10 protein-coding genes are annotated in these 11,956 nt (G+C 66.7%); 2 read left to right on the top strand and 8 right to left on the bottom strand.

Going from position 1 to position 11,956, the window contains the following annotated elements:
• Nucleotides 1-40: 40 nt before the first annotated feature.
• Both KZ491_RS01985 and proB read right to left on the bottom strand, forming a co-directional pair.
• Nucleotides 41-1,315 carry a glutamate-5-semialdehyde dehydrogenase gene (locus KZ491_RS01985; RefSeq protein ID WP_222564180.1) on the bottom strand — a complete coding sequence of 425 codons (1,275 nt, stop codon included), beginning with the start codon at nucleotides 1,313-1,315 and terminating at the stop codon, nucleotides 41-43.
• A gap of 52 nt (nucleotides 1,316-1,367) precedes the next feature.
• The gene (gene proB, locus KZ491_RS01980) at nucleotides 1,368-2,513 is read right to left on the bottom strand and encodes a glutamate 5-kinase (protein ID WP_222564179.1); all 1,146 of its coding nucleotides are present in this window, start codon (nucleotides 2,511-2,513) and stop codon (nucleotides 1,368-1,370) included.
• A 396-nt stretch (nucleotides 2,514-2,909) separates the two neighbouring features.
• On the opposite strand from proB, the gene KZ491_RS01975 reads away from it, so the two are divergent.
• Nucleotides 2,910-3,452, top strand: a complete 543-nt coding sequence (locus KZ491_RS01975) for a DUF1190 domain-containing protein (protein ID WP_222564178.1) — start codon at nucleotides 2,910-2,912, stop codon at nucleotides 3,450-3,452.
• Nucleotides 3,453-3,456: 4 nt separating this feature from the next.
• Nucleotides 3,457-4,641 carry a glutathionylspermidine synthase family protein gene (locus tag KZ491_RS01970; protein WP_222564177.1) on the top strand — a complete coding sequence of 395 codons (1,185 nt, stop codon included), beginning with the start codon at nucleotides 3,457-3,459 and terminating at the stop codon, nucleotides 4,639-4,641.
• On the opposite strand, the gene argH is transcribed toward KZ491_RS01970, so the two are convergent.
• From argH to KZ491_RS01940, 6 genes are all read right to left on the bottom strand, one after another.
• Entirely contained in the window at nucleotides 4,632-5,948 is a 1,317-nt protein-coding gene (argH, locus tag KZ491_RS01965) for an argininosuccinate lyase (protein ID WP_222564176.1), read from the bottom strand. The two genes, KZ491_RS01970 and argH, sit on opposite strands and share 10 nt — an antisense overlap.
• 25 nt (nucleotides 5,949-5,973) lie before the next feature.
• Nucleotides 5,974-6,927: an N-acetyl-gamma-glutamyl-phosphate reductase gene (argC, locus tag KZ491_RS01960; RefSeq protein ID WP_222564175.1), complete on the bottom strand. Its 954-nt coding sequence runs from the start codon at nucleotides 6,925-6,927 to the stop codon at nucleotides 5,974-5,976.
• On the bottom strand, nucleotides 6,924-8,306 hold the full coding sequence (locus KZ491_RS01955; protein WP_222564174.1) for an acetylglutamate kinase: 1,383 nt from the start codon (nucleotides 8,304-8,306) through the stop codon (nucleotides 6,924-6,926). The genes argC and KZ491_RS01955 overlap by 4 nt, the downstream gene beginning before the upstream one ends.
• Before the next feature lie 72 nt (nucleotides 8,307-8,378).
• The gene (locus KZ491_RS01950; RefSeq protein WP_222564173.1) at nucleotides 8,379-9,473 is read right to left on the bottom strand and encodes an acetylornithine deacetylase; all 1,095 of its coding nucleotides are present in this window, start codon (nucleotides 9,471-9,473) and stop codon (nucleotides 8,379-8,381) included.
• A complete protein-coding gene (locus KZ491_RS01945) occupies nucleotides 9,463-10,662 on the bottom strand; it encodes an argininosuccinate synthase (RefSeq protein WP_222564172.1) in 1,200 nt (399 codons plus the stop codon). Before KZ491_RS01945 ends, KZ491_RS01950 begins: the two co-directional genes overlap by 11 nt.
• Before the next feature lie 76 nt (nucleotides 10,663-10,738).
• Nucleotides 10,739-11,749, bottom strand: a complete 1,011-nt coding sequence (locus KZ491_RS01940; RefSeq protein WP_222564171.1) for an N-acetylornithine carbamoyltransferase — start codon at nucleotides 11,747-11,749, stop codon at nucleotides 10,739-10,741.
• Between the last annotated feature and the right edge of the window lie 207 nt (nucleotides 11,750-11,956).

Genomic DNA, 11,956 nt, shown 5'->3' with positions numbered 1-11,956 from the left:
CTGTCCTCGCACGAAGGCGGCTGGAAGTGGCAGGCCTGCGTCAGGCCTGCGCGGCGACCACGTCGGGGTGACGCACCTGGCCCTCACCGCGCACCACGTAGCGCTCGATAGTCAGAGATTCCAGCCCCATCGGCCCATAGGCATGCAGGCGGGTGGTGGAGATGCCGATCTCCGCGCCCAGGCCCAGCTGGCCACCGTCGTTGAACCGCGAGGACGCGTTGACCACCACGGCCGAGCTGCGGATCTCGCGGATGAAACGATCCACCGCTCCGGTATCGCGGCTGACGATGACCTCGGTGTGGTCGGAGGTGAAACGCTGGATATGGGCCAGCGCATCGTCGATGGAGTCAACCACCTTGACCGCCAGAACGGGTGCGAGGAACTCGCGGTCGTAATCCTCATCGGTTGCCAGCGCAGCATCCTGGAACAACGCACGGGTGCGTGTGCAGCCGCGGATCTCCGCGCCGCGTGACTGCAGATCCTTCAGCGCGCCCGGCAGCCACTCCGCGGCAATATCACCGTGGACCAGCATGGTCTCCAGCGCATTGCACACGCCCGGGCGCGACAGCTTGCCGTCGATGGCCAGCCGCAGGGCGAGATCGAAGTCGGCCGCCTTGTCGACATACAGATGGCAGACGCCCTTGTAGTGCTTGATGACCGGGACGCGCGCGTTCTCCGCGACAAAATGGATCAGCTTCTCGCCGCCGCGCGGGATGGCCAGATCGATCAGGTCGGTCAGCTGGAGCAGTTCCAGCACGTGCTCGCGCGCGGTGTCCTCGACCAGGGTGACGGCCTCCGGCGGCAGGCCCTGTTCGCGCAGCGCCTTGTGCAGGCAGGCGGCGATGGCGATATTGCTGTCGCGTGCCTCCGAGCCACCCCGCAGCAGCACCGCATTGCCGGCGCGCAGGCACAGCGCGGCGGCGTCGGCGGTCACGTTCGGGCGCGCCTCGTAGATCATCGCGATCAGGCCGAGCGGAATACGGACCTTCTCCACCTTCAGGCCGTTGGGCATTGTCTGGCTACGGGTCACCTCGCCGACCGGATCGGGAAGTTCACCGATCTCGCGGATGGCGGCCACGATGTCGGCCACCCGCCCCTCGTCCAGACGCAGGCGATCCAGCATCGCGCCGGTCGTACCGGACTGTTCGGCGCGGGCCATGTCCTGCGCGTTAGCGGTCAGGATATCGCCGCTGCCCTGCTCCACCGCATTGGCCATCGCCTCGAGCATGGCGCCGCGCGCAGGCGCGTCCAGCTTGGCAATGACATGGGAGGCGGCGCGGGCGCGCCGGGCAAGTTCGCGGACGTATCCACTCATCGAAAGTTCTCCTTGAATTCTGGTTGACTCGAAACCCGACTCGAAAGCGTGTTCAAAACTCGGCCGTTGAGGTGGGCGCCAGCAGGACCATGTCCTCGCGGCGGATCACCGAATGGCCGTGGTCGAAGCCGAGGATTTTCTGGATATCGCTGCTGTGGTGGCCGGCGATGCGGCGCAGGTCGCTGGACTGGTACTGGACCAGCCCGCGGGCGAGCCTGCAGTTGCCCTCTGCGGGGAGCACGTCGACCATCGCATCGCGGGAAAAGTCACCGTTCACGGCGATCACGCCGCCGGGTAACAGTGAAGCGCCGTGCTCGCACAACGCTTTCACTGCACCGGCGTCGATGCGGATCGCGCCGCCGCTTGGCGGTGTGTGCCGGAGCCACTGCTTGCGCGCGACGAGCTGGTCACCATGTGGCTCGATATAGGTACCCAGCAGGCGGTCCTGGGCCAGTGCAGCGATGGCTTTCGCATCATGGCCACAGAACAGCGCGGTACCAATGCCGGCGGATGCGCATTTGATGGCCGCCTCGAGCTTGGTGTACATGCCGCCGGTCCCCAGCTCGCCGGCACCGCCGGAGGTCATGCGCATGATGTCGGTAGTGATCTGGTCGATCTTGGGCACCGGCTTGGCATCCGGGTCTTGCACCGGATGCCCGGTAAACAATCCGCTGGTGTCGGTGGCGATCAGCAGTATGTCCGCCTCGACCATGGTGGCCACTGCGGCGGCCAGATTGTCGTTGTCGCCCAGTTTGAGCTCGGCCACCGCGACGGTGTCGTTCTCATTGATGATCGGCAGCGCGCCGATGCGAAGCAGCTCGCGCAGCGTGGATTGCGCATTGAGGTAACGACGACGGTTGCGCAGGTCGTCATGGCTCAGCAGCACCTGGGCGACAGGCTGTTCCATCAGGCCCTGCCAGAGGGTCAGCATGGGTGCCTGGCCGAGAGCCGCCAAGGCCTGGCGCTGGATCACGCCCATGTTGTGGCGGGCCATCAGGCCGCGCCCGGCGGCGACCGCGCCTGAGGACACCAGCAGCACCTCGCGCCCCTGATCGGCGAAATGGCCGATCAACCCCGCCAGGGCAGCGGCATTGCGCTTGCCAAGCCCCCCTTTTCCATCGGTCAAAAGACTGCTGCCGACCTTGATGACAGCGCGTCGCCAAGGGGGAAGGGGCTGCTCGGTAAATGCGGAAGTCATCGTTGTAACCAGTGCTCCATGGGTGTGTGGCCAGAGTGGGACACAACATCGCCTTCTGGCAATGGTATTGGCAGGTCGCGAAATCGCGAACGGTTGGGCACTTCCGATGGCGATCGATCAAGCCAACAGCGACCTTGCACGGTCGCAGACAGGAGCTGCAAGGACTCAAGCGCAAACAGGCTTGACGGGAAACAGCCCCGGTAGCGGCCGGGTCCACCAGCCAGCCGCAGGAAGTGCGAATCCGAAACCATCGGCACGTCGCAAATGACGCCGGAAACCGGATTCGACAAGCACGCCAGCCTAACAGGGTCGCGTGCCCAACCCAACCCGGCTGCCAGGAGCCGGGCACCCGTATCGGCTAAGATCCGCTCAGCATTGTCACTCCGGACTCCAGGCATGAAGCGATCGAAAACCACCACGCTGTTGTTGATGAGCGCCGCGCCGCTGCTGTTCTCGGCATGCCAGCTGGAGCCGCAGGGCCAGCTGCAGGAAGGCGTGTACACCTCGGTGGACAACTGCGCCCGCGCCACGGGCGACTCCTCCACTTGCCAGCAGGCGTTCGAGACCGCTCAGCAGCAGGCTGCCGACTCCGCGCCGCAGTTCGCCAGCCGCGCGGCGTGCGAGCAGGAATATGACGCCGATCAGTGCGTGGAGCAGCGCACGCGCTCGGGCACCTCGTTCATCGGCCCGATGATGGCTGGATTCTTCATGTCGCAGATGCTGCAGGGCCGCGCAGCCAGCGCCACCGCCGCAGCGCCCGCGGCGGCGCCCGCGTTCCGCGACAAGGCCAACGCCTGGGCACGCCCGGCAGCCCCCGGCATGACCGGCGCCAACCGCACCGCCCTGACCCCGATCAACAGCCAGCCCAACCGCGCGGTCACCGCCAGCCGCGGCGGCTTTGGCGACACGAGCCGCAAACGCACGACATCCGGCGGTTGATCCGGTGAAACGCATTGCCATTGCCGAGCGCTCCAACTGGCGCGCGCGGGCGGACGAGGCCGGCTTCCGTTTCCACACCATCGAAGGCGAGCCCTACTGGGATGAAAGCGCGTACTACGCTTTCACCTTGCGCCAGGTTGAAGACGACATCGAAGACCCCAGCATCGAGCTGCATGCGATGGCGCTGGACCTGGTCGGCGAGGTCGTTGCCAGCGAGGAGTTGATGGCCCGGCTCGCGATTCCCGAGCCCTTCCGCGACTGGATTGCCGAGAGCTGGCGACGACGCGACCCGCACCTCTACGGCCGCCTGGATTTCGCCTACGACGGCAACGGACCGGCCAAGCTCTACGAGCTGAACTACGACACCCCGACATCGCTGTTCGAGGCGTCCTTCTTCCAGTGGCAGTGGCTGGAGGACCAACGCAACCGGGGCACACTGCCGGGCCACGCGGACCAGTTCAACTCGATCCATGAGGCGCTGGTGGAGCGCTTCGGCCAGCTGGCGGCGCAACTGCCGCCCCCGCTGTACTTCAGCGCGGTGCGCGATTCGGAGGAAGACCAGGGCACCGTGACCTACCTGCGCGATTGCGCGGCGCAGGCCGGGCTGCACGGCGCCTCCATTGCCATCGAGGACCTCGGGCTGTCCACCGATGGGCGCTTCACGGATATGAGCGACGTCGTGATCGGCAGCCTGTTCAAGCTGTACCCGCTGGAAGACCTGATGCACGAGGAGTTCGGCCTCGCCCTGCCCGCTTCCGACCTGCAACTGCTGGAGCCCGCGTGGAAGGCGGTGCTGAGCAACAAGGGCATCCTGCCGCTGCTGTGGCAACGTCACCAGGGGCACCCCAACCTGCTGGAATCGCACTTCGACGACGGCGCAGCGCTGGCAAAAGGCTGGGTGCGCAAACCCCTGCACTCGCGCGAGGGCGCCAACGTGGCGATGCACATGCCCGATGGCAGCTGGCAGGAGAGCGATGGCCCGTACAGCGGACCCAGCATCCGGCAGGCGCTGCATCGCCTGCCGGAGTTCTCGGGCAACTACCCGATGGTCGGCAGCTGGGTGGTAGGTGACCACGCCTGCGGAATCGGCGTGCGGGAGGATGCCAGCGCGATCACCCGTGACAGCGCCCGGTTCATCCCGCACACGATCATCGACGAGATCCAGCCGAGCGTGAAAATCTACGTCTGAGGCGCAGCTTCCACCCGACCGCCCAGTGCATGCAGGCGCTCGCGCAAGACGTCCAGACGCAGGTCGCCCGCGGCTCCCGGGGACACGCGCGCCGCCAGGCTGGCATCCGCATCACCTGCCTCCCAACGCGCCGGGTCGGCTGCCTGACGGTAGGCATCGCGGAACGGGGTTCCCGCCCGCGCCAGATCCACGGCAAGGTCGGTGGCGTACATCGATGGCTCAAGGGCGGCCCGCATCGCTTCGGGCTTCCACTCCAGGTTGCGCAGCAGGTCGGGCAACAGCTCCAGCGCGCCCAGGCCGCGGCCGAAGGCGTGGAAGATCGCGCCTTTGCTGAACTGCAGGTCGCGGTGGTAGCCCGACGGCAGTGACAGCAATTGCTCGATCTCGCTGCGCGCCGCGGCGACACTCGCATAGCTGGCGCGCATCAATTCGATGACGTCCGGGTTGCGTTTGTTGGGCATGATCGAACTGCCGGTGGTGTACTGCGCCGGCAGGGTGACAAAGCCGAACTCCGCGCTGGTAAACAGGCTCAGGTCCCAGGCCAGTCGACGCAGGTCGAGCATGCCACTGGACAGAGCCTCGATCGCCGCCATCTCGAACTTGCCACGCGACAGCTGGGCGTAAGTCGCCGACAGCTGCATGCGCCCGAAGCCCAGCGCCTGCGTGGTGTGGTCGCGCGCCAGCGGCAGGTTGACCCCGTAGCCGGCGGCGCTGCCCAGCGGATTGGCGTCCACCCACGCCAGGGTGTCGCCCGCGCGCGCGGCGTTGTCGATAAATGCCTCCGCCCACGCCGACCACCACATGCCTGCCGAGGACACGACCGCGCGCTGGATATGTGTGTATCCCGGCAGGGGCAGGTCGGACTCCACGTCCGCGCGCGCCAGCGCGATGCCGGCAATTTCGGTGCACAGCTCGCGCAGTCGCGCCAGCCGGTCCTTCAGCCACAGGCGCGTCGCCACCAACACCTGGTCGTTGCGGCTGCGGCCAGTGTGGATCTTGCGGCCCGCATCGCCCAGCCGGTCGATGAGGCGCGCTTCGATCGCCGAATGCCCGTCCTCGTAGGTCGCGTCAAGGACGAAGCGGCCACTGGAGAAGTCATCGGCCAGGGCTGTCAGTTCACGCTCGATCGCGTCCAGCTCAGTCGCGTCGAGGATGCCGATCATCTGCAGGCCCTGCGCATGGGCGCGGCTGGCCTGGATGTCGAACAGCAGGAACTCGCGGTCGAGGATCACGTCGGCGCCGGCGCAGAAATGCTGGATGCGCTCATCGACCTGCACGCCGGGTTTCTGCCAAAGAAGCTGGGTCATGGTTTGGGGTTCCTGCCTGGTCGGATTAGACCGGGATTCCGGTCAGCTCGGGCAGCGCGAAGGCCCGGTTGAGGTTCTGCATGGCCTGCGTGGCGGCACCCTTGAGGAGGTTGTCCTCGGTGGCGACTGCCACCAGCCGGCGCCCATCGGCGGACAGGGTGAACCCGCCGATATCGACGTGGTGCCGACCGGCGATCGCGCTCACCCACGGGGCGCCATCAACAACCCGCACCAGCGGCTCGTCAGCGTAGCGATCCCGGTAGCGGGCAACGACCTCCTCGCGGGTGAGGGACTGTCGCAGGTGCATGTTGGCGGTCATGGTGATGCCGCGGAAATGCGGTGCCACGTGCGGCATGAACTCGACCGGATGGCCCAGCCGATGGCTGACCTCGCGCTCATGGATATGACCGGCCAGGGCGTACGGCATGAGGTTGTCGCGCAGCAGTGCCGGATCGTTGCGATCCGATGGCGTGGTACCGGCACCCGAGTAGCCCGACACGCCAAAGCACTGCGCGGGGCCGTCGAGCATGTCCAGCATCGGCGCCAGCACCAGCTGCATCGCGGTCGCGTAGCAGCCCGGATTGCTGATCCGGCGCTGGCCTGCGTAATGCTTCCGGGTCAGCTCCGGCAGACCGTAGTACCAGTCCGCGTCGAAGCGGTAGTCGGCCGACAGATCGACGATCACTGGATCGGTACCAGCGGCGTCCAGGGCCGCGACGTATTCGCCGGCCTTGTCGTTCGGCATGGCGAGGACGTAGGCATCCATGCCCGCCGTGGCGACGGCCTCCGGTGTGGAACTCTGGTAGCGCAGGTCACCGGCGACGACTTCATGATGGTCGGCCACGCGCTGCCCGGCGAATTCGCGCGAGGAGACGAATCCCAGTGCGAAGTGCGGATGCCCGGCGATCAGGCGCATCAACTCGGCGCCGGTATGCCCGCGCGCACCCACCAGCCCCACGTTGATCGTTGACCGCGTCACTTCGAAGCTCCCGCCGCAGCCGGGGCCTGGTTCGTCTTGTCATCGGCCGGATCGACCAGCGTGGCGCTGCGGGTCGCACAGTGGGCAACGCAGCTCGCGATCTCATCGAAGTTCTCGAGGCCGTACCAGAACACCTTCCATTTATCCTGTTTGCAGTGGCCGTCGGACTGCGCGTAGTAGAAGGCGTTTACCGGGTTGCCGTGGCGTGAGCGCCAGAACAGCCGCGGCGTCTGGTCGCGCATGACCTGCCACACCGCGCGCCCGAGGCCTTCGCCTTGAGCGTCGTCGAGCACCGCGAACTTGTCCAGGTAGGTGTAGCCGTCCTCATCGGTAAGCACCACCGCTGCGCGGTAGTTCTCGCTGACGAAGGCACGCAGCAGCTTCGTGCGCTCGAAGTAGTCGGGGGCCAGCTGGCGGCCGAAGGCGGACTCGATCAACGTGCGCAGACGCGGCCGGTCCAAGGCCTCCCAGCGGTCGACCTGCAGCACCCGCTCGCCGCGTCGGACCAGGGTGCCCGAACCCTTGTGGGTGAACAGCTCCTTGGCCAGTTCAGAGGGCTGGGTGATCGACACCGACGAGGACGGCGGCAGCTTGTCGAGAAGGTCCTTGACCTGCTGGATCTTCACCCGCATGCCGCCGTTGATCCAAGGCTGGTTCATCAGGTCGGTGTACTCGGTGGAGAGATTGATCGAGTCGATGATCCTGCCCTGGTCGTCCAGCAGCCCACCGGTGCCGGTCAGGAACACGATCTTGTAGGGCTGCAGTACCTGGACCAGCTCGCTGGCGGCGAAATCGGCATTGACGTTGAGGATCTGTCCGCCGGTGGTTTCGCCGAGGCTGGCGATCACCGGGATCGACCCCGCCTGCAGGCTGGCCTGGATGGGGGCCAGGTCGACCCGCGTCACCTCGCCGACCAGCCCGAGGGCGTCGCGGTCCAGGAAGTCCGCCTCGAACACCCCGGAGACGATCGAGGTGGCCCGCGCCCCACCCCGCTGCAGGGCTTCCACCAGCCGCAGGTTCTGCGCGTGGAATACGCGCCGAACAATCGCCAGCGCCTCCGGGGTCGTTACCCGCAGGCCGTTGACCGTCTGCTTCTCGATTCCCGCGGCGGAAAATTCGTCATCCAGCTGCGGTCCGGCGCCGTGCAGGACGATCGGAGTGAGGCCGACGTCCTGCAGGAATGCCAGCGACGAGGTGAGTGCATCCAGGTCGTCGCGGAGCACCGCGCCGCCCACCTTGACCACGGCGAAGCGTGCCGCGTCGAGCTGGGAGAACCGCTTCAGGTACTGGCTGATCTCCTTGGCGCTGGCCATGCTGGACAGCAAGCGCACGATGGTCTGGCGGGTCTGGATATCGTTCGCGGAAGGAGGAATGGTCATGGGGATTCGTTGATGGGGGCGGTGGTAGCAAGTCGCGATTGACGCGGGGCGGTGGCGGGGTCGCAGCAGACCTCAACCAGGCGGCTGGTCCAGGATGCGGCGGATCGACTCGGCGTAGCGCTCGAGCTGGTCAAGTTCGACCCACTCGTCGGCGGTGTGGGCCTGGGCGATGTGGCCGGGTCCGTAGACGATCGCGGTCATCCCAGCGGCCGAGAACAGCGATGCCTCGGTCCAGAAGTCGACCGCGGGACCAATCGGCAGATCGAGTGCCTCGGCCAGATCGCGTGCCTGCAGGCGGCGGTCCTCCGCCGTGGCGATATCGCCCGACGGCAGCGGTGGCCCGCGGAAGGTCTCCTGATAGCGCTCCACCGCGCCCGGCTCGGAAAGCGTGCCGAACTGATGGTGCAACTCATCGATGGACATGGACGGCAACGGGCGGAAACCGAAGCGCACCTCGGCGCTGGGGGCGATCATGTTGGCTTTGATGCCACCCTCGACCCGGCCGATGTTGAAGCGCAGCCCGGTCAGGCCACCGAAACGTTGATGCGACTGGTCGGCGACGAAATCCAGCGCCCGGCTGCCCCACCGCATCGCCTGGTGCAGCGCGCTGGCGTGGACGGCATTCGCGCCGGAGGCATGGCCGGCGGCGCCCTGGAAGTGCATCAGCACCGAGGCGATTCCGCGATGGGCGAGCACCGCTTCGCAGTTCGTCGGCTCCGCCACGATCACTTCCTGGAAGCCGTGGCCGCTGCCCAGGAAGGCGGCGATGCAGCGCGGGTCATTGGCCTCCTCGTCGGTGCTGAACAGGAAGGCCGCATCGCCGCTGGTGACCGCTGCCGCCGCGAGCAATCCGGCCGCCGCGCCCTTGATGTCGCATGCACCCAGACCCACCGCGCGGCCGCCATCGACCCGCAGCACATGCGGATCGGCACTCCACGCCGGCGAAGACGGCACGGTGTCCAGATGCACGTTGAACAGCCGCGTCGGTTGGCCGCGCACGGCGAGCATCGATACCGCACCGTCGCCGTGGTCGGTGACCTCGATCCGGAACCCCGGCAGCTGCGCGCGCAGGTAGTCGAAGATGCCGCCGGTGCCGATCAGCCGCGGCGGGTTGCGGGTGTCAAAGGCAACCAGGGCTTCAAGGTGGCGCAGGACGTCAGGGAGCACGGTTGACCTCGGCCCAGAGCGTGCTGCTCATACCGAACAGCTTGATGAAGCCTTCCGCCTCGGCCACGCCCCAATCCGCGGCCTGCGCGTAGGTCGCGCCCTTGGCGTTGAGGATGTGCGGCGAATCGATCGCCACTGCGGTGACGCTGCCACCGTGGGTCTCCACGACGACCTCACCGTTGACGGTTGCCTGGCTGGACGCCAGGAAGGCTTCCAGGTCGGTCTTCAGCGGGTCATGGAAGAAGCCCTCGTACACCAGCTCGACCCACTTGCGCGCGACCTCCGGCTTGAAGCGGTTCTGGTGTTTGCTCAGCACCGTCTCCTCCAATGCCCGATGCGCGGTCTGCAGTGCGGCCAGGCCGGGCGCTTCGTAGATGATCCGGCCCTTCAGGCCGATGGTGGTGTCGCCGGTGTAGATCCCGCGGCCGACCCCGTACTGCGCGAACAACGCGTTCAGGCGCGCCAGCATGTCGTGACCGGGCATGCGCTGCCCGTCGAGACTGACCGCTTCGCCGCGCTCGAAGCCGATCCGTACCTGCAGCGGCTGCTCCGGCCACTGCGCACGTGGCTTGCACCAGCCGGTCGCGCCTTCACCGGGCGCCTGCCAGCGGTCGATCTCGCCGCCGGACATGGTCAGGCCGAGCAGGTTCTCGTTGATCGTGTAGGCCTGCTGCTTGGCGCGCACGCCAAAGCCCCGGTCCTCCAGGTACTTCTGCTCGTAGGCGCGCACTTCGGTGTGCTCCTTCTGGATCTCGCGGATCGGCGCGATGATCTCGTAGTCGCCCAGCGACTTCACGGTCAGGTCGAAGCGCACCTGGTCGTTACCCATGCCGGTGCAGCCATGCGCGATGACCCGGGTGCCCAGCTCGTCGCAGCGCTTCAGCGCGGCATCGACGATCAGGTAACGGTCGGACACCAGCAGCGGGTATTGCGCCTGATAGCCTTCGCCTGCCCAGATGAACGGCTTGACGAAGCCTTCCCAGATCGCCGGGCCGCCATCCACGGTCACATGCGAGGCAACCCCCAGCTCGGCCGCGCGCTGCTCGATGAAGGCGCGCTCCTCTTCGTCCACGCCTCCGGTATCGGCAAACACGGTGTGGACCTGCCAACCGCGCTCCTGCAGGTAGGGCACGCAGAAGCTGGTGTCGAGTCCGCCGGAGAAGGCGAGGACGATATTCTTGTCGGTCATGGGAGAGTCTCGGTGTGGCGGTGGCCCGTCGGTCGCCGGGCGTTGGGGATGTGGGGTAAGCGGTCAGACGCAGCAGCTAGCGACCCGCCAGGGCGGTCATGATCGCTTTTTGCACGTGCAGCCGGTTCTCGGCCTCGTTGATCGCGATGCACTGAGGCGAGTCCATCACCGCATCGGTCGCCTTGACGTTGCGACGCAGCGGCAGGCAGTGACTGAACACGCCATTGTTGGTCAGCGCCATCTTGGCTTCGTCCACGATGAAGTGCCGGTACTGGTCGCGGATCGGTTTTTCCGGCGCCCAGTTGCCGAAGTACGGCAGCGCGCCCCAGCTCTTGGCATACACCACATCGGCACCGGCGTAGGCGCTGGCGATGTCATGGCTGACTGCCAGCGAGCCGCCGCTTTCGGCAACGTTGTCCGCCGCCCAGCCCATGAAGCGCTCATCGAGCACGTACTCGGGCGTCGGGCACAGCAGGGTCACGTCCATGCCCATGCGCGTGGCGATGGTGAGCGCCGAGTTCGCTACCGCCGTGTTGAGCGGCTTGGGGTGGTAGGTCCAGGTCAGCACGAATTTCTTGCCACGCAGGTCGGCGGTGCCGAAGTGCTCCTGCAGCGCCATCACGTGGGCGAGTTCCTGGCACGGGTGGGTGATCGTCTCCATGTTGATCACCGGCACCGGCGAGTATTGCGCAAATGCCTTCAGCACGCGGTCCTGGCGGTCCAGCGACCAGTCGACGAACTTCGGGAAGGCGCGCACGCCGATCATGTCCACATAGCGCCCCAGCACCTGGGCGACTTCCGCGATGTGCTCCTCGGTATCGCCATCCATCACCGTGCCCAGGTCGAATTCGATTGGCCATGCATCCTTGCCGGGCTGCAACACGATCGCATGGGCACCGAGTTGGAACGCTCCCAGCTCGAAGCTGGTGCGGGTGCGCATCGACGGGTTGAAGAACACCAGCGCGATCGACTTGCCCTTGAGCTGGTCATCCAGCTTGTCGCGCTTGAACGCCGCTGCCTGCACCAGCAGCGCGTCGAGGTCGGAGCGGGACCAGTCCTGGGTATTGAGGAAGTGCCTGGGGGTCATGCGTCAGTCCGGAGGTGAGTGAGCGGTTGAAGGAGACGGCGGGGAATGCGGGCGCCGGGAACAAAAAAACCCAGCTCGGTGGCTGGGCTTTTTTTCGTCTGTGACGCTTGTCTTGCGTGCACGTGCGATGAGCTACCCGGCCGGAGTGGTGGGCAACGGTCGGCGCGCGCGCGAGGTCATGCCCGCCGCCATGTAGGCGGAGGTCAG

This window comes from Novilysobacter antarcticus (genome assembly GCF_019802285.1).
Classification (GTDB): domain Bacteria; phylum Pseudomonadota; class Gammaproteobacteria; order Xanthomonadales; family Xanthomonadaceae; genus Novilysobacter; species Novilysobacter antarcticus.
Note: the sequence above shows the minus strand (reverse complement) of the source record. Positions and strands in the feature narration are given on the sequence as shown.

Coding starts and splice junctions, on each gene's coding strand:
- KZ491_RS01985 (WP_222564180.1), bottom strand. CDS start 1,315: ATGAGTGGATACGTCCGCGAACTTGCCCGGCGCGCCCGCGCCGCCTCC.
- proB (WP_222564179.1), bottom strand. CDS start 2,513: ATGACTTCCGCATTTACCGAGCAGCCCCTTCCCCCTTGGCGACGCGCT.
- KZ491_RS01975 (WP_222564178.1), top strand. CDS start 2,910: ATGAAGCGATCGAAAACCACCACGCTGTTGTTGATGAGCGCCGCGCCG.
- argH (WP_222564176.1), bottom strand. CDS start 5,948: ATGACCCAGCTTCTTTGGCAGAAACCCGGCGTGCAGGTCGATGAGCGC.
- KZ491_RS01955 (WP_222564174.1), bottom strand. CDS start 8,306: ATGACCATTCCTCCTTCCGCGAACGATATCCAGACCCGCCAGACCATC.
- KZ491_RS01945 (WP_222564172.1), bottom strand. CDS start 10,662: ATGACCGACAAGAATATCGTCCTCGCCTTCTCCGGCGGACTCGACACC.
- KZ491_RS01940 (WP_222564171.1), bottom strand. CDS start 11,749: ATGACCCCCAGGCACTTCCTCAATACCCAGGACTGGTCCCGCTCCGAC.